Genomic DNA, 21,422 nt, shown 5'->3' on the forward strand with positions numbered 1-21,422 from the left:
CGTAAACCTTAAATTTTTAGAAAGGATAGATAATGAAACAAATTCCAATGACAGTACGTGGTGCAGAATTACTTCGTGAAGAATTAGAATTTTTAAAAAATGTTCGTCGCCCGCAAATTATTGATGCGATTGCAGAGGCTCGTGAACACGGTGATTTAAAAGAGAATGCAGAATATCACGCAGCGCGTGAGCAACAAGGTTTCTGTGAAGGCCGGATTCAAGAAATTGAAGGAAAATTAGGTAATGCACAAGTGATTGATGTAGCAAAAATGACCAATAATGGTAAAGTAATTTTTGGTGCAACTGTTGGGCTAGTGAATATTGATACAGATGAAGAAGTGACTTATCGTATTGTTGGTGATGATGAGGCCAATATTAAAGAAGGATTAATCTCAGTTAATTCGCCGATTGCGCGCGGTTTAGTGGGTAAAAGTGTCGATGATTCAGTCAGTATTATTACCCCGGGTGGTAAAGTAGAATTTGATATTATTAGTGTAGAATATCAATAATAAGCGTTTTTTAGCTAAAAAAGCGGTCAATTTTATCAAATTTTGACCGCTTTTGTTGCTTTTTGATTATGCAAATAAATGATGGTGTTTAACTAATTCTTCACGAGTTAGGCTAAATACGCCAACACCGCCATTTTTTAATGTAATCCAATTAAATGGTACTGCCGGGAATTGTTCGATTAAATGCAACATACTGTTGCCAACCTCACAAACTAACACGCCGTTATTCGTTAAATAATCAGGTGCTTTGGTTAAGATTTGTTTAGTAATGTCTAAGCCATCTACTCCAGAACCTAGTGCAAGTTTTGGTTCGTGTTGGAATTCATATGGCATTTCATTTAAATCTTCTTCATCTACATAAGGTGGATTGGTTACAATCAGATCATATTTATCTTGGGGAATATCACTAAATAAATTAGAGTTGATAGGGAAGACTTGATGCGCAACTTGATGGCGTTCGATATTAATTTGCGCAACATCTAACGCATCTATCGATAAGTCAACCGCATCTATTTCGGCATTTGGGAAACGTTGTGCACAAGCGATAGCAATGCAACCGCTACCGGTACACAGATCTAAAATACGTTTTGGTTCTGCGTGTAAAATACCGGTAAAACCCTGTTGAATTAATTCACCAATTGGCGATCGAGGTACGATAACTCGTTCATCAACATAATATTCTGTACCACAGAACCACGCGGAGTTGGTTAAGTAAGCCACGGGTTTACGCATACCTAAGCGTTGCGAAACCATATCAATAATACGTTCTTTTTCAATACGAGTAATATTTGATGAATACATTGTTTCAGGTACATCAATCGGCAAACTTAATCCGTTTAACACTAATTGATTTGCTTCGTCCCAAGCATTATCTGAACCATGACCATAATAAATATCTGAAGCATTAAAATAGCTATAACTCCAACGCATCATATCTTGGATTGTTTTTAGATCCTCTTTCGTTGATGAATCAAATATTTCTTCCAACAATTCTAAATTATGTTCAAACATATATAACCTCTTTTAAGTGAGAGTTGCCCTATTCTATACCCATATGCCTTTTTGTGCTAGAATTCGAGTAAATAATCAGGAGAATAAAAATGAAAGTAAGTGAGCTTATTGACCTAGATCAGCAACATATTTGGCACCCTTACTCTTCAATGACTGATCCTATCCCTGTTTACCCCGTTGAATCAGCTAACGGCGTAAAAATTCGCTTAAAAGATGGTCGTGATTTAATTGATGGAATGTCTTCATGGTGGGCGGCATTACATGGCTATAATCACCTGCGCTTAAATCAAGCAGCAATCAATCAGTTACAGAAAATGAGCCATATTATGTTTGGTGGTTTGACACATGAACCAGCGGTTAAGCTTTGCCAAAAATTATTAGAAATTTTACCGCTTAGCTTAAATAAAATCTTTTTTGCGGATAGCGGCTCTGTTGCAGTAGAAGTTGCGATGAAAATGGCATTACAGTATCAACAAGCTAAAGCATCGCAAATAGGCGCAGCCAAAACATCAAAAACGCGCGCAAAATTTGCCACTATTCGCGCCGGTTATCACGGCGATACCTGGCTTGCTATGTCTGTTTGCGATCCGGTTACGGGAATGCACGGACTGTTTAATTCAAGTTTACCCGTTCAGTTTTTTTGCCACAGCTAAGCATCAAATTTGGCGAACCGTGGCAAGACACTGCTATACAGCCATTACAAGATTTATTTGAACAGCATGGTAATGAAATTGCTGCCTTGATTCTTGAACCGATTGTGCAGGGCGCAGGAGGAATGTATTTTTATTCGCCTGTTTATTTGCAAAAAGCACGTGAATTATGCGATCAATTTGGTATTTTGTTAATTTTTGATGAGATTGCCACCGTATTTGGTCGAACGGGTAAATTGTTTGCTTTAGAATATGCGAATGTCGTACCCGATATTCTTTGCTTGGGTAAAGCATTGACGGGAGGATATCTAACGCTTTCAGCGGCCATTACGACTACCGCAGTAGCTAATATTATTTGCGGAGGCGAAGCAAAATGCTTTATGCATGGCCCTACTTTTATGGCTAATCCATTAGCGTGTGCGATTGCTTATGAATCAATTAATTTATTATTAGCCACTGATTGGCGGTCAAATATTCAACGTATTGAACAACAACTTACTCAGCAATTAGCTATTGCAAAACAGTTCAACGCAGTGGCTGATGTGCGTGTGCTAGGTGCAATTGGTGTAATCGAAATGCGAGAACCGGTTGATTTAGTACAGTTACAGCACTATTTCGTTGAGCACGGTATTTGGGTCAGACCATTTGGCAAATTATTGTATATTATGCCACCCTTTATTATTAACGAAGCTGAATTAACTTTTTTAACTAGTCAATTAATTGCAGTATTAAGAAAAGTATATAACGAGTAAAATCTGCACGCGTAGCAAGTGGTAACAATAAAAGGCACAAGCATATGTTTGTGCCTCTATTTTTAAGGAAGTCGTAACGAAAAATGAGTTATTTTGCCGAAAAATTAGCTGAACTTGCTCAAGTTGGCTTAAATCGATCATTACCCGAGATTGAGCATCAAGGTAAATGGATTATTGCTCAAAATAGAAAAATGTTAAATTTTTCTTCAAATGATTATTTAGGGCTTGCTTCAGATACCGAATTACAACAGACGTTTTTGCAAAATATCTTGCAAGAAGCACCGCTTCATCAGTGGTTTAGTTCATCGTCTTCGCGTTTGTTAACGGGGAATTTCCCCATTTATGCGCGATTAGAGCAATTACTGGCACAACGTTTTCAGCGCGAAACGGCGTTATTATTTAATAGTGGTTATCACGCTAGTATTGGTATCTTACCAGCTTTAGTGGATAAACATAGCTTGATCTTGGCAGATAAATTAGTGCATGCGAGTTTAATTGATGGAATCCGTTTAGCAGGCTGTGATTTTTATCGCTATCAACATAATAATTTGGCACATTTAACACAATTGCTTGAAAAATGTACAGGACAATATAGGCGTATTATCATTGTGACAGAAAGCGTATTTAGTATGGACGGTGATGTAGCGCCTTTGCCACAATTGGTTGCACTTAAAAAGGCGTTTAGCTCACAAACAGAAGTTATGTTGTATGTTGATGAAGCACACGCGATAGGCGTGTATGGTGTCAATGGCTTAGGAATGGCGGAATTTTTTGATTGTATTGATGATATTGATTTATTAGTCGGGACTTTTGGCAAAGCTTTGGCATCAATGGGGGCGTATTTAATTTGTGATCAGCTCATTAAACAATATTTGGTCAATACTATGCGGCCGTTAATTTTTTCGACTGCGTTAGCGCCAATTAATGTCGCTTGGACTCATTTTTTATTTGAAAAACTGCCACAGTTTCAGCCCAAACGAGCACATCTTGCACGGTTAAGCCAGCAATTAAAACAAGCGGTTGAATTACGAAATGGTGATACTTTAGCGACTCAAAGTTGTATTGTGCCTTTTGTGGTTGGGGAAAATAGGCACGCAGTCGAAAAATCACAATATTTACAACAACAAGGCTATTATTGTTTACCAATTAGGCCGCCAACTGTACCCAAAGGTACGGCTAGAATTAGATTTTCATTAACAGCAGATTTAACAGAAGCTGAATTAAATGGCTTAATTGCTTGCTTATAAGCCAAGAGGATAATGATGAAAAGCAGATTATTTTCAACTAATCAACCAAATTTGATTATTTATTTTGCTGGTTGGGCGACACCGCTAGCCGTAGTTAATCATTTGGCATTGCCCCCAAATTATGATTTATTGTTTTGTTATGATTATCGAGATTTAACTTTTGAACGACCAGATTTGAGCCACTATCAACAAATCCGGCTAGTTGCTTGGTCAATGGGGGGTTGGGTTGCGCAAAAAGTTTGTCAAATCATACCGCTTGTTTCTGCCACGGCTGTGAATGGTACATTGTTGCCAAAACATAATGATTTTGGTATTCCGACAGCTATTTTTGATGGGACTTTAACTAGCCTAAATGAAGTAAATAGGCTTAAGTTTGCGCGACGAATGTGTGGTGGTAAAACACAGTTTGAGCGTTATCAACAATTGCCTGATCATCGTCCGTTTGTTGATGTATTATGGGAATTGAATAGTTTGAATCAAGCCATTTCTGATGGTGAGACTTTGCCAGCTAAATTATTGCCTTGGAGCCATATCTTTATCGGTCAAAAAGATAAAATTTTTCCCGCTGAAAATCAGCAACGATTTTGGCAACAATATCCGGTAAAAATATGCCCACTTGAACAAGGTGAACACTATTTGTGGTACGCTTTTTCTGATGGGAACAGCTATGGCAAAATTAGCAAAACAGCTGATTGCTAAACGATTTGTTAGCCATTTAACTGAATATGATCAGTATGCTATTGCTCAGCAACAAATTAATCATCAGCTAGTTGATTTATTACAAGCAAACACAGATAAGACTTTTCAACGCGCACTTGAAATTGGGTGTGGTACAGGCGATCTAACCGAAAAACTATTAGCCAAAATTCCGATTGAACATCTCACATTAAATGATTTTAACGCAATTTATTATCCGACGGTATTGCAAAAAATAAAACAGAAAAAACCGCTAGTAGTTGTTGATTTTATGCAAGGCGATGCTGAACAGCTTGTTTTTACACGCAATTTTGATTTAGTCAGTGCAGCTTCAGTCGTGCAATGGTTTGATAATCCGCAACAATTTTTACGCAATAGTGCAGATGCATTAAAGCCGGGAGGCGTGGTTTTATTTAATAGTTTTTCACCATTAAATTTGCAAGAAATTCGTCAACTAACGGGTATAGGCCTGAATTATCCAACACGATTGCAATGGCAAGAATGGCTAGCACAGGATTTTGAGCAATGTCAGCTTATTGAACAACCGATTAAATTAACGTTCGACTCACCGTTAGCGGTCTTAATTCATTTGAAAAAAACGGGTGTGACTGCGGTATCTAATAAACCTTGGAACCGTCACCAAATTAAGCAATTTTGTATGGAATACCAAGCATATTTTGCTTGTGAGCAAGGTGTTTATTTAACGTATACGCCTATTTTAATGTTGGGAATAAAGAAAAATGGGTAAAATAATTTTTGTTTCAGGTATTGATACTGATATTGGTAAGACTATTGCGACAGGTTTTTATGCCAAAAGATTGATGCAACAAGGCTTTTCCGTTATTACGCAAAAAATGATTCAAACCGGTTGTCAACACATCTCGGCAGATATTAAACACTGTCAGCTACAAGGGATTGAACTAACGGCAGAAGATTTAAATGGCATAACTTGTCCATATTTATTCCGTTACCCTTGTTCGCCACATTTGGCGGCTGAAATGGAAAATAATCCAATACTTCCATCAAAAATTGCACAAGCCAGTGCGTTATTAGCGCAAAAATATGACTATGTATTATTAGAAGGGGCTGGTGGTTTGGCGGTTCCTTATAATTCACAGCAAACAACATTAGATTATCTCGTTGAACAACAATTACCGTTGATTTTAGTGACTTCCGCTAAGTTGGGCTCGATTAATCATACTTTATTAAGTTTAATGGTTTGTCAGCAACATAAAATTGAAGTGGAAGCGGTTATTTATAATACTTATCCACTAGAAGATGAAAAAATAGCCAAGAGTACGCAGTTATATTTACAGCAATATATTAAACAACATTTCCCTAATACCGAATTTTTAGTAATGGATAGACAATGATTGAGCATGATGATTTAGCGTTATTTAGAACAGCAATTAAGGGCACCAAAAAAATTAAGCAAGATACGTTTGTACCTAAAACAATGCCACGTAAAAAGGTCAGTGAATGGCGAGAAACACAACAACAAAAAGACACTGAATTTTTCTTTTCTGATGAGTATGAACCGTTATTAAAAGAAGAAAATGAGAAAGTTAAATATTTACGGGCAGATATTGATCCCTATATTTTAAAACAATTACGGCGTGGCGATTTTCAACCGGATCTTTTTTTAGATTTACATGGATTAACTAGGCAAAAAGCAAAAACAGAATTAGCGGCGTTGATTTTAGCGTGTGAACGTGAACAGGTTTATTGTGCCAGTATTATGACCGGTTATGGTACACGTACTCTGAAAGAGCAAATTCCGCGTTGGTTAGTGCAACATCCAAAAGTAATTGCATTACATCAAGCGCCAAAACAATGGGGCGGAGATGCTGCCATTCTCGTATTAATTGAACAGCCGGAAAGCCTTGAAAAATGTTTATTTTAACATTAACCACAATCAAATAAGAGAATAGTGGCGGTACTTTGTTGGTTAATGATTTCATAAAATGGGCGCTTTATTGCTATCTCAAATAGGCAAAAATTTGTAGAATGCCACTTAAAATAATCTGAAAAGGAAAATGCTATGTTAGAACTCATTATTGCGATTGTATGTAGTGTCGCTGTTGGTGTATTAATCAAGTTTGCTCGGCAAAAGCAAGTAAATATTGCTCAAAGTATCGCAATGAATTATGTCGTAACTACAGCAATGAGTTATTGGCTATTAACGCCTGACTTTAAAGGACAAACAATAGTAGAAATTGTAGCGAATAATCCTTCTGCTTATCTATTTGTTGCATTAGGTTTTTTATTGCCTAGTATTTTTTTGATTCAAGCAAAATCACTTGAATTTGCAGGCATTATCCGTACCGATGCCGCCCAACGTTTATCGCTATTTTTACCTATTTTGGCGGCCTTCACCTTGTTTGGTGAGCAAATTACTGCACATAAATTAATGGCGTTAGTCTTTGCATTTATAGCATTAGCCTGTTTACTGTGGCGAACTCAAAAAGGGATCACGCATAACGCAGGTAAAATGGCTATCATCAGTTTAATGGGCGTTTGGTTTGGTTATGGCTTGATCGACACTTTATTTAAACAGATCGCTAAATCAGGATCGGCATTCCCAGTGACATTGTTTATCGGCTTCGTATTTGCGGGTTGTTTAATGTTTATCTATTTATTATTAAAACGGACCAAGTGGAATGTTAAAAATGTGTTGGTTGGCTTAATATTAGGCGCATTAAATTTTTGTAATATTTTATTCTATATTAAAGCACATCAAGTGATGAAAGATGATCCAACTTTGGTCTTTACCGGTATGAATCTAGGTGTTATTTGCTTAGGAACGGTTATCGGTGCTCTGGTCTTTAAAGAAAAAATCAACAAAATTAATTACTTAGGTGTTTGTATTGCTATTATTTCAATTATTTGTTTATTTTATTGGAAATAAAGGCATAAAAGGAACCGCTTGAGTGGAAGGAAGGTGTATGAAATTAATCAAAAAGTGTAGCCAAAATTATGTCAATTGGGTGCTACGTTTAGGGCGTGGTAAAGCAGCATTACTTGGTGTGTTTGTGCTTGCATTTTATGCATTGATTATACAAAGTGCCTTGACCTATCTATTTACCCGCGAAATTAAAGCACAAGATATTTTGCGTTCAATTTCATTTGGTTTAGTTTCAGCACCTTTTGTGATTTATTTTTTCAATTTAATTGTAGAAAAACTAGAGAAATCAAGAATTCAATTAGAAAAAAGTGTTTATGATTTAGGCATTTTACGCGAACAAGACGCACGTTTAAATGCGATGCTTGAGAAAAATAGCCGCGATAAAACCGTATTAATGGCAACCATTAGCCACGAGTTACGTACGCCTCTCAATGGTATTATTGGACTTAGTCGGATTTTATTAGAAAGTGAATTAAATGCACAACAGCGTGAATATTTAAAAACTATTAACATTAGCGCCGTTTCTCTGGGGCATATTTTTAGCGATATTATTGACTTGGAAAAAATTGATAGTCGTCGTATCGAGCTTTTTAAAAAAGAAGTGGAGTTTTCGCAACTGATTAGCGATATCAGCCATTTCGGGCATTTAATGGCAGCACAAAGACAGATTCACTTTCATATTTGTTATGCAGATGATTTACCAAATTTTATCTATGTAGATAATGCACGTTTGAGCCAAATTTTATGGAATTTGGTTAGCAATGCGGTCAAATTTACGCCCGCAGGTGGAGATGTTTATTTAACGGTTAAGCGATTAGATAAAGATCACTTTAGCTTTAGTCTGAGAGATACGGGGATTGGTATTCCAACCAAAGAACAACGAAAAGTATTTGCTCTGTTTTATCAAGCTGAAAACGCACAGGCGAAAAAAGCACAAGGGAGTGGCATCGGCTTAGCCATCTCTAAGCGGATAGCCAAATTAATGGGCGGTGATTTAACCCTAGAAAGTGAAGAAGGTAAAGGTTCTACCTTTGTGTTGACTATTCAAACCGAGCCCGTTAAAGCACGAAAAGCGGTTGAAATTATGGCACATTCGTTACGAGTATTATTGGTGGAAGATATTGAAGTTAATGTGATTGTAGCACGTACGATGCTTGAGAAGTTTGGCTGTCAGGTTGATGTGGCAATGAGCGGCGCTGATGCATTAGCCCAATTTGCAGAACAAACCTACGATCTAATTTTGTTAGATATTCAATTACCTGATATGAGTGGCTTTGATATTGCACAAACATTACGGCAACGTTATCAAAATGAACAACTTGATTATTTACCATTATTAATTGCATTAACAGCAAATGTTATGCAAACGAAGCAAGAATATCAGCAACAAGGTATGGATAATGTTTTGCATAAACCTTTATCGTTAGAAGCATTGGCGGAATGTTTAAATCATTATTTTGGTGGCGATTTTATGCAAAATTCAGCTGAAATCTTACCGCTTACCCAACAGCAAAAGCCTCAAGCAGATAACTCAACGGTAGTTTTTGATCAAAAAATGTTGAAAGAATTAGTTGAGATAATGGGTAAAAAAGCGGTATTAGCTAATTTTGATTTGTTCGCTAAGTTAATGCCGACTTATTTAGTGAACGCGAATCACTATCTCACAGAATGGCAGGCAGGGGCATCGCCTGAAATACGGCAAAAAATTACAGAAGAAGCGCATAAAATTAAAGGTGCATTAGCGGCTGTTGGGCTTAAACAATTACAACATATCGCCCAACTTGCTCAACGAGATAATGGTGAACAATGGACAAAACACATTGCCGAATGGTTGAACAATATTGAACAAGAATGGCAAACTGATCTTGAGCAAGCAACACATTGGTTGATAAGCCAACATTATGCTTAATGGACGAAGGGTTATTCAACTAAATAATGCGCACCTAAACTTTGCTCTGCTTGCGAATGTAACGTATCTAAGGTAAGCGGTGTTTTTGGTGTGTTTTTTTGCACATATTTGACCGCTTGTGCGATGGCACGTTTAGCAAAGGCTAAGCCCCGCAGACTGGGTTGCCACCTAAGCGATTGGCTCCCTGATGAAAAGATCAAAGCGTGTTATAACAAGGACGGTGTTGCATTAAGTAATGTACGTGTATATTCTTCGCGAGGCTGATTAAATACTTGATCGGCACGGCCTGTTTCGACTACTTTACCGCCATTCATTACAACAATGCGGTCAGATACTTGATGAACTGTTTGTAAATCATGAGAAATGAACAGCATTGCCAAATTTAATTCTTTTTTTAAATCAGCAAGTAGATTCAATACTTGAGCACGTACGGATACATCTAACGCAGAAGTTGGTTCATCTGCTACGATCAATTTTGGATTAAGTGCTAATGCTCTGGCAATTGCCACCCGCTGTTTTTGCCCGCCTGATAAACGTGTTGGCTCAACTAATGCTACAGAGCGAGGTAAACCGACTCTTGAAAGTAATTGATAAACGCGTTTTTCACGTTCTTGTGGTAGCAGAATATTATGTATATCCATAGGATCTTTTAAGATATCTAATACCCGCATACGAGGATTTAGTGCTGTTGAAGGATCTTGGAAGATAACCGAAACTTGGCTACCAAAATATTTGCGCGCTTCGGCACAGTTATACCGCATTTCTAAACCATTGAATTTCACAGAGCCGGAGGTTGGTTTTTGTAAACCGATCATAATATTTGCTAAAGTTGATTTACCACAACCCGATTGACCAACCAAGCCGACTGTTTCACCGGCATGAATGGCTAAACTGACATTATCTACGGCGGTAAACTTCTTGGGATTAAACAACCTTCTATCACGAGAAGTAAACTGTACAACAATATGGGATAATTCAATAATTGGCTTTTCTTTTACTACTTTTATGCTCATAGGATAGTCCTCAATGATTAGCGTGGATTTTAATTTTTCTCTAAGTGAGAGGCCCAAAAATGTTCCGGATGATCCGCAGTCGCTACCATCGTTAATCGTTGGTTTGGATCGGCATTTGGACGTAATGAACGGCTAGCAAAGCGGTCTCCTTTAGCAAAATCAAACGGCGATGGAACACTCCCCGGGATTTGATATAAACGCTTAGCACGCACTTCCGTTGAAAGGACCGAACCAAGTAGACCACGAGTATATTCGTGGGTTGGATTAGCAAGCAATGGCGTAGTAGGTGCTTTTTCCACCACTTGACCGGCATACATTACGGTAATGTAATGTGCAATTTGCGCAACTAATGCTAAATCGTGGCTAACAAACACCATGGCAAAACCGAGTTTTTCACGTAATTCATTTAATAGCTTGATAACTTCAGCTTGTACCGTTACATCTAAAGCAGTCGTCGGTTCATCTGCAATCAATAGCTTAGGTTCTCTGGCTAATGCCATAGCAATTAATACACGTTGTCGTTGGCCACCAGAAAGCTCGTGTGGATAGCGATTTAAGGTTTTAGCTGGGTCCAATTTTACCCAATGTAATAACGTTTCAGCAGAGTGTTTACCGCCTCGGCTAATTAATTGTGCCATTTGATCTTTAATCTTCATTGAAGGATTTAATGCACTGAGCGCATCTTGATAAATCATCGAAATTTCATGGCCACGTAGCGCATTTAAATTAGCTGATTTCAATAAATCGTGTTGTTTGCCACTGCGATCAGTAAATAAAATTTTACCGGTAATTTTCGCTGTTTGAGGTAATAGTCCCATAATCGAAAACGCCGTGATAGATTTGCCACAGCCTGATTCGCCGACTAATCCCATTGTTTCGCCTTCATGAATAGTAAAACTAATATTATCAACTAACGGTATTTCATTGTAACGATTGGGAAAACGAATGGATAAATTCTCAACCTGTAAAATTACGTTTGTGTTTGGATTTAATATCATTCTGTCTGTCCGAGACATTTCTTTTTCGTGCAAACGCAGTAAATAGCGTTTTAACGCGAGTGTTTCTGCCATCGCTTCTTGTACATCAGTAGCAAGTGGTTTAGTCACATCGTCTTTATTTTTGGTTGAGCGTGTTAGTTTTGGATTGACTAAGGCATAAGTTAAGCCTTCCGCCAAGATATTTAATGCGAGTACCGTGAGTAGAATCATCAGACCTGCAAAAGTCGTTGCCCACCAAAAACCACTTAACACCAAATTACGGCCTTCCGCTAAAATATTTCCCCATGATGGGAAAGGGGGCTGTACTCCTGCCCCTAAGAAAGAGAGCGAAGCTTCGAAAACAATTGCATCGGCAACCATAACGGTGGCAAAAACGAATACGGGCGCAGCGGTATTACGTACTACGTGTTTTACGAGAATATAAGTACGGCTACCTCCTAATACTCGTTCAGCACGAACATAATCTTCCTCCCATTGTGCTAGGACATTAGCACGTACAACACGTGCAAGTTGTGGCGTATAAACGACTGCTATGGTAATAATAATAACCGGTACAGAATTACCAAAAGTTGCCAGTAATACAGCAGCTAATGCGATACCTGGAAAAGCCATTAAGATATCCATTGATCGCATAATCACTTCATTGCCAAGTCTATCAGCGGTTGCAGCAGTTGCACCTAATACACAGCCCAATAGAATAGCAAAAGTAACCGCACCTAAACCAATAAAGAGCGACGTTCTTGCGCCCCATAGTATCCGCGAGAAAATATCTCTACCTAGGCGGTCTGTACCAAATAAGTAGTCTGTACTTGGTGCTTGAACCGGTCTCAGTGTTTGTAAAGGATCATAAGGCGCGACTATGGGGGCTAAAATGGCAATAATGGCAACAAATAGAATAAATATCAAGGCGATTTTTGAACTGGTGGGTAATGATTTAAACCTTGCACTGCCTGACGCAAGTCTATGCGCTAATGCTTGACGAAACATTATAGACTCCGGATTTTAGGGTTGATAAATAAGTATAAAATATCTACCATAATATTGACTAAAACAAAGGTGAATGCGATGGTTAAAACTACGCCTTGCACTAAATGTAAATCATGATTGACAATGCCATTGAAAATTAATTTTCCCATACCTGGTAGATCAAAAATTTGTTCAATAACGACCGCTCCTCCAAGTAAATAACCAACCCGTAAACCTAATACTGTTACGGGGGTAATAAGTGCATTGCGTAATACATTATGCCGAATGACAGTTGCATAAGGCACGCCATTACCGATAGCGGTTCTTACATAATCTTTATCCATTTCTTCTACCATCGTAGTTCGTACGACACGAATCAATGAGGCACAAACAGGTAAAGCTAAAGCAAGTGATGGCAGAATCATTGATCGGACGTATTCATGTGGATCTTCACTAAGCGGTACAAAACCACCTGAAGGTAGCCAATCAAGTGTTAAGGAAAAATATTGAATGAGTAAGATACCTAGCCAAAAAGAAGGCGTTGCAATGGCTGCGACAGAAATTAAGCGGATAATTTGATCAATCCAACGATCACGATAAAGGGCAGCCAAAATACCGAGAGAAAAAGAGACGGTAGCGGCTAAAAATACGCCAATCAATGTCAGTTGTAAGGTGAGTGGAAATGCTTTTGCGATCATATCAATAATCGGCTGTTGTGGCGGTGTAGTTAGCCCAAAATCAAGTACCACTAGATTAGCTAAAAAACGAACATATTGCACAACCAAAGGATCATTTAAGCCGTGTTGTTGTCGATAAATTTCTTTAGCGACTTCCGAAGCACTTTCTCCTAGCGCAACAGTGGCGGGATCACCGGGCGTGAATTGTAATACGATAAATACAAGGGCGGTAACACCTAAGATCATTATGGGAAGAGCCATTAAACGCCGCCATAATAATCGGAGTATGATTTGCATTTTATTCTCCTTAAATGTAGAGATACTCCAAAAAATTCTATTTACTGCTATATCATATCATCATTATTACTATGTTGCTGATTGAAGAGGTGGCAATTGGATAGGGATTTAGGATGTAAAAGCGAATAATTAAATTCATTAAAATATAAAAATAGCGCAACTTTATCAACAAAACGGTTAAATTTAGCCAAAATTTAACCGCTTATTAGTTGTTCACTTATGTACGACCTACACCAAGGAAAGACAAACCTGTTGTCGGTAATGGTTGGAAATCGGTTAGTTTTTTAGTATTCCACGCAGTTGGTAATTTACGGTGTATGATGGGATAAAGTGGCACCTGTTCAGCAATAATATTGATGGCTTTTTGCCAAGCAACTTTTGAGCCTGCAGGATTTTTTATTGCTTCGTCCAGTAATTTTTGTACTTCGTGATATTTTGCGGTATTTGCCCAACGGAAGCGGCGTTTTGGCCAAACATCACCACGATACCACCAACTTAATAATAAGTCTAAATCGTTGCCAAATACGGACGGATCTCCGGGTGCAATAACGACTTCATAAGCACCTTTATCGACATGCGCACTATATAACGCACCTGATTGTAAATGTTGTAGCGTGACTTTTACCACACTCAGCGCATTCCAAGACTCTAGAATTAATGGCGCACATTCTTTAACCCAAGCATGATCAGTTGCGAGTAATTGGAAAGTTAAGTTGGTGATTCCTGCTTCAGCTAATAATTTTTCCGCTTTAGCTTTATCATAATCATATTGTGAACTCGCTTTGACATAATCTGGGTGGGTATCCTGTAGGTAAGACGTTGCTGCTTTAGCGTTCCCTAAGAAAACAATATCAATTAATTTTTGCTTATCTAAAGCATAATGTAATGCTTGGCGCACTTTAGGATTATCAAATGGTGCTTTTTCGCAATTAAACATTAAAAAGAGCAGACCAAATGATTGTACAGACTCAACATTACTTTTACGTTTTAAGTGTTCAGCATCAAGATATGGCACAGATTCAATCGCTTGCACACGACCTGATTCTTGAGCTGTAACACGTGCTGTATCGTCAGATAATAAGAACCAAGTCATCTTTTCTACTTTAGCAGGGTAGTGCCCGTTATATACGGTATTTGCTTCAAATACGATGCGATCATCTTTTGTCGCAGAAACAAATTTGTATGGACCGGAACCGATAGGTTTAGCATCAAAAGCAGATTGTCCAGCTTCGACAATATGTTTGGGTACAATTTTAATAATTGTTAACCGTTCTTTGAATAAAGCAAAAGGGTATTTCAATTTGAATTCAACAACATTGTCATCTAGCGCTGTAACAGAAGCAATAAAGGGAATAAATTGAGCAAATAGTGAGGCTTTTGCCGGATTTAAAACGCGTTCAAATGAATAGACTACATCTTCAGTAGTAACAGGGCTACCGTCGTGGAACATTGCGCCTTCCCGTAAGCTAATATGATAAGTTAAATCATCTTTTTGCTCAGGTTCTTTAGCGGCTAGTGCCAAATAAGGCTGACGCGTTACCGGATGTAAATCCACTAAACCTTCGAAAATATGCAGATTGGCTGCCATTGACGATGCACCACTTGAGGTTAAAGGATCAAAACCGGTTGAAATTGGATATGCAATCCCTGCTTCAATTGTTGAGCCTGAAGGCGCGCTAAACGCATCGGCTGAAAATGCACCTAGCGTGCCACTGAATGCAATACCAACGCCAGCACTTGAAAGTAATTTCATAAAATGGCGGCGAGATTGATTGTATTCAAAATGAGAAGTCATAGAATACCTCCTATAAGGGTATAAATAAATATTCAGTCAGGGATTGTCTGAACTTGTAATATAGTTGCCACATTAAAATGAAGCGAATTTATCAAATTTTTATAATAAAATAGATTAATTCTGTCATAACGATTTATATTTTACCATAAAGTTAAGAATAGCAAATTTGTGATCTTTCTGACAGAAAACTTGCTTTGCAGATAAAGCGCTTTTCGGTATTATCTTTTTTATTTTTTAATTGGCAAATCACGTGAGTCGTATCCTTCCACCTTTAAGCCTTTATATTCATATCCCTTGGTGTGTGCAAAAATGCCCATACTGTGATTTTAATTCACATACACGGAAAGGAACCATTCCTGAAGCTGAATATATTCAACATTTATTAGCTGATTTATCGCAAGATTTAGTCACTTATAAAACGGCTATCGCAAATCGTAAAATTCATTCCATTTTTATTGGTGGAGGAACTCCTAGCCTTTTTTCAGCAGAAGCAATAGCTTACTTATTAGCAGAAATTAAGCAACGGATTGCGTTTGCTCCACAAATTGAAATCACACTTGAAGCCAATCCCGGTACCGCAGAAGCAGAGCGTTTTATTTGTTATACCGAAGCAGGGATTAACCGTATTTCAATGGGGATTCAAAGTTTTGAAGAGGAAAAATTACGCAAGTTGGGGCGTATTCACGATGCTCATGAAGCTAAACAAGCGGTCTATTTTGCCAAAAATGCACTTATTTCGCCATCACGAACAGTAGGGTTACACAGTTTTAACCTTGATTTAATGCACGGGTTGCCAAACCAAACGCTTGAACAAGCATTAGCGGATTTAAATACGGCTATTTCGCTTAATCCACCGCATTTTTCTTGGTATCAATTGACTATTGAACCAAATACAATGTTCTATTATCGTCAGCCGACGTTACCTGATGATGATGAACTATGGGCTATTTTTGAACAAGGCCATCAGTTATTGACTATGGCGGGTTATCAACAGTATGAAACTTCTGCTTATGCTAAGCAGGGATTCCAATGCCAACATAATTTAAATTATTGGCGATTTGGTGATTATTTAGCCATTGGATGTGGTGCTCACGGGAAAATTTCTTACCCAAGCGGTGAAATTTATCGATTCAGTAAAACCAAACATCCTAAAGGCTATATGCGCGGTGATTATCGCGATAGCCAACAATCGATTCAACTTGATGATCGCCCCTTTGAGTTTTTTATGAACCGCTTTCGTTTACTTGAGCCAACACCAAAGCAAGAATTTGAGTGCTATACTGGATTAGATTGTGAAAGGGTAAGGCCAACGATTGATTGGGCATTAAATAAACATTATATTTCAGAAACTAGAACAACTTGGCAAGTTACACAAAAAGGCAAACTGTTCTTAAACGAGCTATTAGCAGGCTTTTTGACATAACTTGAAAATTTTTGGGAAAAAATAACCGTTTGTAGTAGAATGTAAGCGGTCTTTTTTAGGGATTTTTAGCCATGAATACACTTAAAGTGGGTGATACCGCGCCACAATTTACATTATTAGATCAAACTGAACAACCTGTTTCGTTAACGCAATTTACAGGTAAGAAAGTCTTAGTCTATTTCTATCCTAAAGCACTTACGCCAGGCTGTACGACTCAAGCATGCGGTTTACGTGATAGCAAAGCGGAATTAGATCAATTAAATGTAGTTGTGCTTGGCATTAGCCCAGATTTACCGAAAAAACTAGCGCAGTTTGTCACAAAAAAAGCGCTTAATTTTACATTATTGTCTGATCCTGAACATCAAGTCGCGGCCGATTTTGGGGTTTGGGGCGAGAAAAAATTTATGGGTAGAACCTATGATGGTATTCATCGGATTAGCTTTTTAATTAATGAACAGGGTATAATCGAGGCCATATTTGATAAATTCAAGACCGCACAACACCATCAAATAGTAATGGATTTTGTAAAAGGACTAAATTAATGGGAAAAAAAGCGGTTTTTTTAGATCGTGATGGTACCTTGAATATTGATCATGGTTATGTTCATCAAATTGATGATTTTCAATTTATTGAAGGCGTTGGTAAGGCATTAAAACAATTACAAGATAAAGGTTATTTGTTAGTGTTAGTCACTAATCAATCTGGTATTGCGCGTGGTTATTTTAGTGAGCAACAATTTCAGCAATTAACAGAATGGATGGATTGGTCGTTAGATGAAGACTATGGGGTTGTGTTGGACGGTATTTATTATTGTCCACATTACCCAGAAGGTCAGGGCGAGTATCAGCAGAAATGTGATTGTCGTAAACCAAAAGCCGGTATGTTTCAGCAAGCGATTAAAGATTTAAACATTGATCCCGCTCAGTCTTATATGGTCGGCGATAAATTGGAAGATTTATTAGCTGCAGAAACCGCAGGCGTAAAAACGAAAGTCCTTGTGCGAACAGGTAAGACAATTACCGCAGAGGGTGAAAAAAAAGCAGATTTAGTACTAAATAGTTTGGTTGGTTTAGTACCTTACGTAAACTAATAGGTAAAATATATGAGTTACACTGATACAGTATTGTCATCTCTTAAATTAGGGCAAAAAACAGAATACACGGGGGAATACGATCCTATGTTATTACAAGCCGTACCACGTAAATTAAATCGTGATAATTTAGGGATCACAGAACAACAACCTTTTAACCAAGGCGCAGATGTTTGGACGTGTTATGAAGTTTCTTGGTTGAATTTAAATGGTTTACCTCAAGTGGCTATTGCAGAAGTGGTCATTGATGCAAATAGCGAAAATTTGATTGAATCAAAAAGTTTTAAGCTTTACTTAAATAGTTTTAACCAAACTATATTTGAATCATTAGAGCAAGTTGAATATATCATTGAATCTGATTTAAGTCGCTGTGCTTGCGGGCTAGTTTGGGTAAAAATTCACAAATTATCTGAATATAAGAATGAAATTATTGCTGATTTCAGTGGTGAATGTATCGATGAACAAGATATCGAAATTGATAACTACCAATATTCAGCGCAATATTTAGAGCATTCAGCAGAAGGTGAAGAGGTTGAAGAAACACTTGTTAGCCATCTACTCAAGTCGAATTGTTTAATTACGTCACAACCTGATTGGGGCAGTGTGCAAATCCATTATGTGGGTAAAAAAATCAATCGTGAAAAATTATTACGTTATTTAGTGTCATTCCGTGAGCATAATGAGTTCCATGAACAATGTGTTGAACGCATTTTCACAGATTTAATGACGTTTGCTAAACCAGAAAAATTAATGGTGTATGCACGTTATACGCGCAGAGGTGGTTTAGAGATTAACCCGTTCCGTGCAAATTTTGATGCAATGCCACAACATATAAGAATGGCTAGACAATAATAGTAGATCGCCCGTTTTCAAACGGGCGATTTTTTTATGCGTTTAGCAAAGAAATCAGCATTTAATTTTACTGAAAGACATATTGGCAGGCATAAAGGTTTATAAGGATTAGGGCTGCCTTTTGAATTATGATATCCGATGTTTTTCCACGGCAGTAAGCATTCCTCGTAATAAGTTTAATTCATTTTCTTCTAGTTTTGCTCGTTGGTATAAACGGCGTAATTTTAATATTACTGCATCATTCCGAATAAAGCCTAATTCTTTATATAAGCGTTCTGTATGGTCGAAGAAATGTGCCATTGTTGCGGCAGTAGGATAGTTTTTCTCTTCAGTAAGCGGTTGGATTATCGGTTTTTTTTGCAGTTCCAACCAAGCCATTCGAATTTCATAACACGCTAATTGAACCGCCATTGCTAAATTTAAAGATTCATATTCAGGATTCGTTGGGACGTTTAAATGATAATGGCATTTCAGTAATTCTTCATTCGTTAAGCCGATTCGTTCGCGTCCAAAAATTAAAGCAATTTTGTGTTGGTTGGTATTATTAATTATCAATTTGCCACATTCACGAGGTTCAACCAGTGTGCTTTGTAAGTGACGTAAACGTGCGCTTGTGCCGATAATAAGCTGGCAATCTGCTATTGCAGCGTCAAAAGTGTTAAAGATTTGGGCATTATCAAGAATGTTTTTAGCTCCTGCTGCGAGTGCAGTTGCCTGTTCATCTAGTGGGTTTTTAGGTCTAACTAAGCGTAAATTAGACAATCCCATGGTCTTCATTGCCCTTGCGGCAGAGCCAATGTTGGCGGATAAGGAGGTTTCTACTAAGATAATTTGAATTTGATTTAAGCGGTCCATTTTTTATTTTTGTTAGGTTTCTTTGCTTGAAGATTCTAACAAATTTGTGGAGAACAAGGAATTTATAAATGAGTATCAAATAATTTATTTGAGAGGTATAATTTTTTACCTATTAAATCTATTTAGTGATACATTTACACGCATATTTATTTGTAATAAATAGCACATTCTAAGTAAGCTGAATGGCGAAATTGAGCTTATCTTTAAATTAATACTTATCCAACCATACAGGAGTTTTTATGCTTATTGGTATACCAAAAGAGCTTTTAAACGGTGAAACTCGTGTGGCGGCAACGCCTAAGACCGTTGAGCAAATTAAAAAACTTGGCTTTGATGTTATTGTAGAACGTGATGCTGGCTTTAAAGCGAGTTTTGAAGATGCAGCTTTTGTTAGTGCAGGTGCAAATATTGGCACACAAAAAAAAGTGTGGAAAGCTGATATTATTTTTAAAGTAAATGCGCCAACTGATGCTGAAATTGCATTAATGAACGAGGGCACAACATTAGTCAGCTTTATTTGGCCCGCACAAAATGCAGAATTAATGCAAAAATTGACCACTAAGAAAATTAATGTATTAGCGATGGACACAGTCCCACGTATTTCTCGTGCTCAAGCGCTTGATGCGTTAAGCTCAATGGCAAATATTTCAGGTTACCGAGCAGTAATTGAAGCGGCAAATGTTTTTGGTAGCTTCTTTACAGGGCAAATTACTGCTGCCGGTAAAGTGCCACCCGCAAAAGTGTTAGTGATTGGTGCGGGTGTTGCGGGATTAGCTGCTATTGGTGCGGTAAATAGCCTTGGCGCAATTGTAAGAGCCTTTGATTCACGTCCAGAAGTAAAAGAACAAGTTAAATCAATGGGCGCTGAATTTTTAGCCATTGATTTTGAAGAAGAGGCTGGATCAGGTGATGGTTATGCGAAGGTTATGTCGGAAGAATTTAACCGTCGTTCGATGGAGCTCTATGCTGAGCAAGCAAAAGACGTAGATATTATCATTACAACTGCGGCTATTCCGGGTAAGCCCGCGCCACGTTTGATCACTAAAGAAATGGTAGATTCAATGAAGCCTGGTTCTGTTGTGGTCGATTTAGCCGCGGCAACCGGTGGTAATTGTGATTATACTAAAGCCGGAGAAGTGGTTATCACTGATAATCAAGTGAAAGTGATTGGTTATACTGATTTTCCTGCCCGTTTGCCGACACAATCTTCTCAGCTTTATGGCACTAATTTAGTTAATTTATTAAAACTACTAACGCCGAATAAAGATGGTCAAATTGCGATTAATTTTGATGATGTTGTTGTGCGTGGAGTAACGGTTATTCGTGATGGTGAAGTGACTTGGCCCGCACCACCTATTCAAGTATCAGCACAACCACAAAAGCCAACAGTAACGCCGATTACGCCTAAAGTATATAAGCCTGCAAGGTCTGGCGTTAAATATAGTATTATCGGTGGCGTAATTGCACTATTTTTCTGGATAGCCTCTATTGCACCTGCTGCATTTTTATCCCACTTTACGGTTTTCATGTTAGCGTGTGTAGTGGGTTATTATGTTGTTTGGAATGTAAGCCACGCGTTGCATACGCCATTAATGGCCGTTACTAATGCTATTTCAGGCATTATTATTGTTGGTGCAGTGCTACAAATTGCACAGCCAACCGGTAACTTATTTATTGATTTGTTGGCATTTTGTGCAATTTTAGTCGCTAGTATCAATATTTTTGGTGGTTTTAAAGTGACTCAACGTATGTTGGCAATGTTTAGAAAAGGTTAAGG

Annotated in this window: 19 protein-coding genes and 2 pseudogenes; 14 read left to right on the forward strand and 7 right to left on the reverse strand. The window is 37.9% G+C overall.

All coding sequences use genetic code 11. The annotated features are described in order from the left end of the window. Positions 1-32 precede the first annotated feature (32 nt). Positions 33-509 (forward strand): transcription elongation factor GreA, encoded by a 477-nt coding sequence (gene greA, locus BMX01_RS01810; RefSeq protein ID WP_010945491.1) that lies wholly within the window; start codon positions 33-35, stop codon positions 507-509. Between the two features lie 66 nt (positions 510-575). On the opposite strand, the gene prmB is transcribed toward greA, so the two are convergent. Continuing rightward, positions 576-1,520 (reverse strand): 50S ribosomal protein L3 N(5)-glutamine methyltransferase, encoded by a 945-nt coding sequence (prmB, locus tag BMX01_RS01815; protein WP_064082806.1) that lies wholly within the window; start codon positions 1,518-1,520, stop codon positions 576-578. 89 nt (positions 1,521-1,609) lie between these two features. Here prmB and bioA point away from each other — a divergent pair. The 8 genes and pseudogenes from bioA (at position 1,610) to BMX01_RS01855 (ending at position 9,679) form a co-directional block, all read left to right on the forward strand. Next, positions 1,610-2,922 (forward strand): annotated as a pseudogene (bioA, locus tag BMX01_RS01820) (adenosylmethionine--8-amino-7-oxononanoate transaminase). An 83-nt stretch (positions 2,923-3,005) separates the two neighbouring features. Then, entirely contained in the window at positions 3,006-4,169 is a 1,164-nt protein-coding gene (locus tag BMX01_RS01825) for an 8-amino-7-oxononanoate synthase (protein WP_064082807.1), read from the forward strand. Positions 4,170-4,184: 15 nt separating this feature from the next. Beyond that, a pseudogene (locus BMX01_RS01830) lies at positions 4,185-4,849 on the forward strand (DUF452 family protein). Next, positions 4,837-5,613 carry a malonyl-ACP O-methyltransferase BioC gene (bioC, locus tag BMX01_RS01835; protein ID WP_064082809.1) on the forward strand — a complete coding sequence of 259 codons (777 nt, stop codon included), beginning with the start codon at positions 4,837-4,839 and terminating at the stop codon, positions 5,611-5,613. The pseudogene BMX01_RS01830 and the gene bioC overlap by 13 nt, the downstream one beginning before the upstream one ends. Beyond that, positions 5,606-6,238, forward strand: a complete 633-nt coding sequence (gene bioD, locus BMX01_RS01840; RefSeq protein ID WP_064082810.1) for a dethiobiotin synthase — start codon at positions 5,606-5,608, stop codon at positions 6,236-6,238. Before bioC ends, bioD begins: the two co-directional genes overlap by 8 nt. Continuing rightward, the gene (gene smrB / locus BMX01_RS01845) at positions 6,235-6,768 is read left to right on the forward strand and encodes an endonuclease SmrB (RefSeq protein WP_064082811.1); all 534 of its coding nucleotides are present in this window, start codon (positions 6,235-6,237) and stop codon (positions 6,766-6,768) included. Before bioD ends, smrB begins: the two co-directional genes overlap by 4 nt. 138 nt (positions 6,769-6,906) lie before the next feature. Next, on the forward strand, positions 6,907-7,773 hold the full coding sequence (locus BMX01_RS01850) for an EamA family transporter (protein WP_064082812.1): 867 nt from the start codon (positions 6,907-6,909) through the stop codon (positions 7,771-7,773). 37 nt (positions 7,774-7,810) lie between these two features. Next, positions 7,811-9,679, forward strand: coding sequence for an ATP-binding protein (locus BMX01_RS01855; protein ID WP_074647650.1), 1,869 nt, complete (start codon positions 7,811-7,813; stop codon positions 9,677-9,679). An 11-nt stretch (positions 9,680-9,690) separates the two neighbouring features. On the opposite strand, the gene BMX01_RS01860 is transcribed toward BMX01_RS01855, so the two are convergent. From BMX01_RS01860 to BMX01_RS01880, 5 genes are all read right to left on the reverse strand, one after another. Further along, entirely contained in the window at positions 9,691-9,879 is a 189-nt protein-coding gene (locus BMX01_RS01860) for a hypothetical protein (protein WP_064082814.1), read from the reverse strand. A gap of 6 nt (positions 9,880-9,885) precedes the next feature. Next, positions 9,886-10,692, reverse strand: a complete 807-nt coding sequence (locus BMX01_RS01865) for an ABC transporter ATP-binding protein (protein WP_074647651.1) — start codon at positions 10,690-10,692, stop codon at positions 9,886-9,888. Between the two features lie 29 nt (positions 10,693-10,721). After that, positions 10,722-12,677 carry a dipeptide/oligopeptide/nickel ABC transporter permease/ATP-binding protein gene (locus tag BMX01_RS01870; protein ID WP_064082816.1) on the reverse strand — a complete coding sequence of 652 codons (1,956 nt, stop codon included), beginning with the start codon at positions 12,675-12,677 and terminating at the stop codon, positions 10,722-10,724. Further along, a complete protein-coding gene (locus tag BMX01_RS01875) occupies positions 12,677-13,630 on the reverse strand; it encodes an ABC transporter permease (RefSeq protein ID WP_064082817.1) in 954 nt (317 codons plus the stop codon). Before BMX01_RS01875 ends, BMX01_RS01870 begins: the two co-directional genes overlap by 1 nt. A 217-nt stretch (positions 13,631-13,847) precedes the next feature. Then, a complete protein-coding gene (locus tag BMX01_RS01880) occupies positions 13,848-15,425 on the reverse strand; it encodes an ABC transporter substrate-binding protein (protein WP_064082818.1) in 1,578 nt (525 codons plus the stop codon). A gap of 250 nt (positions 15,426-15,675) precedes the next feature. Here BMX01_RS01880 and hemW point away from each other — a divergent pair, with 250 nt between their 5' ends. The 4 genes from hemW to queF all read left to right on the forward strand — a co-directional run bounded on the left by hemW (position 15,676) and on the right by queF (position 18,790). Next, entirely contained in the window at positions 15,676-16,848 is a 1,173-nt protein-coding gene (hemW, locus tag BMX01_RS01885; RefSeq protein ID WP_064082819.1) for a radical SAM family heme chaperone HemW, read from the forward strand. Between the two features lie 71 nt (positions 16,849-16,919). Continuing rightward, the gene (gene bcp / locus BMX01_RS01890; protein WP_064082820.1) at positions 16,920-17,390 is read left to right on the forward strand and encodes a thioredoxin-dependent thiol peroxidase; all 471 of its coding nucleotides are present in this window, start codon (positions 16,920-16,922) and stop codon (positions 17,388-17,390) included. Continuing rightward, positions 17,390-17,938: a D-glycero-beta-D-manno-heptose 1,7-bisphosphate 7-phosphatase gene (gene gmhB / locus BMX01_RS01895; protein WP_074647654.1), complete on the forward strand. Its 549-nt coding sequence runs from the start codon at positions 17,390-17,392 to the stop codon at positions 17,936-17,938. Before bcp ends, gmhB begins: the two co-directional genes overlap by 1 nt. Before the next feature lie 12 nt (positions 17,939-17,950). Continuing rightward, positions 17,951-18,790 carry an NADPH-dependent 7-cyano-7-deazaguanine reductase QueF gene (gene queF / locus BMX01_RS01900; protein ID WP_064082822.1) on the forward strand — a complete coding sequence of 280 codons (840 nt, stop codon included), beginning with the start codon at positions 17,951-17,953 and terminating at the stop codon, positions 18,788-18,790. 126 nt (positions 18,791-18,916) lie between these two features. Here the strand turns inward: queF and trmJ are convergent, their stop codons facing one another. Next, a complete protein-coding gene (gene trmJ, locus BMX01_RS01905) occupies positions 18,917-19,645 on the reverse strand; it encodes a tRNA (cytosine(32)/uridine(32)-2'-O)-methyltransferase TrmJ (protein WP_064082823.1) in 729 nt (242 codons plus the stop codon). 239 nt (positions 19,646-19,884) lie between these two features. On the opposite strand from trmJ, the gene pntA reads away from it, so the two are divergent. Next, positions 19,885-21,420, forward strand: a complete 1,536-nt coding sequence (pntA, locus tag BMX01_RS01910) for a Re/Si-specific NAD(P)(+) transhydrogenase subunit alpha (RefSeq protein ID WP_064082824.1) — start codon at positions 19,885-19,887, stop codon at positions 21,418-21,420. The last annotated feature ends 2 nt before the right edge of the window (positions 21,421-21,422 follow it).

This window comes from [Haemophilus] ducreyi (assembly GCF_900109315.1).
Taxonomy (GTDB): domain Bacteria; phylum Pseudomonadota; class Gammaproteobacteria; order Enterobacterales; family Pasteurellaceae; genus Haemophilus_B; species Haemophilus_B ducreyi.

Coding starts and splice junctions, on each gene's coding strand:
- greA (WP_010945491.1), top strand. CDS start 33: ATGAAACAAATTCCAATGACAGTACGTGGTGCAGAATTACTTCGTGAA.
- prmB (WP_064082806.1), bottom strand. CDS start 1,520: ATGTTTGAACATAATTTAGAATTGTTGGAAGAAATATTTGATTCATCA.
- BMX01_RS01825 (WP_064082807.1), top strand. CDS start 3,006: ATGAGTTATTTTGCCGAAAAATTAGCTGAACTTGCTCAAGTTGGCTTA.
- bioC (WP_064082809.1), top strand. CDS start 4,837: ATGGCAAAATTAGCAAAACAGCTGATTGCTAAACGATTTGTTAGCCAT.
- bioD (WP_064082810.1), top strand. CDS start 5,606: ATGGGTAAAATAATTTTTGTTTCAGGTATTGATACTGATATTGGTAAG.
- smrB (WP_064082811.1), top strand. CDS start 6,235: ATGATTGAGCATGATGATTTAGCGTTATTTAGAACAGCAATTAAGGGC.
- BMX01_RS01850 (WP_064082812.1), top strand. CDS start 6,907: ATGTTAGAACTCATTATTGCGATTGTATGTAGTGTCGCTGTTGGTGTA.
- BMX01_RS01855 (WP_074647650.1), top strand. CDS start 7,811: ATGAAATTAATCAAAAAGTGTAGCCAAAATTATGTCAATTGGGTGCTA.
- BMX01_RS01865 (WP_074647651.1), bottom strand. CDS start 10,692: ATGAGCATAAAAGTAGTAAAAGAAAAGCCAATTATTGAATTATCCCAT.
- BMX01_RS01870 (WP_064082816.1), bottom strand. CDS start 12,677: ATGTTTCGTCAAGCATTAGCGCATAGACTTGCGTCAGGCAGTGCAAGG.
- BMX01_RS01875 (WP_064082817.1), bottom strand. CDS start 13,630: ATGCAAATCATACTCCGATTATTATGGCGGCGTTTAATGGCTCTTCCC.
- BMX01_RS01880 (WP_064082818.1), bottom strand. CDS start 15,425: ATGACTTCTCATTTTGAATACAATCAATCTCGCCGCCATTTTATGAAA.
- bcp (WP_064082820.1), top strand. CDS start 16,920: ATGAATACACTTAAAGTGGGTGATACCGCGCCACAATTTACATTATTA.
- gmhB (WP_074647654.1), top strand. CDS start 17,390: ATGGGAAAAAAAGCGGTTTTTTTAGATCGTGATGGTACCTTGAATATT.
- queF (WP_064082822.1), top strand. CDS start 17,951: ATGAGTTACACTGATACAGTATTGTCATCTCTTAAATTAGGGCAAAAA.
- trmJ (WP_064082823.1), bottom strand. CDS start 19,645: ATGGACCGCTTAAATCAAATTCAAATTATCTTAGTAGAAACCTCCTTA.
- pntA (WP_064082824.1), top strand. CDS start 19,885: ATGCTTATTGGTATACCAAAAGAGCTTTTAAACGGTGAAACTCGTGTG.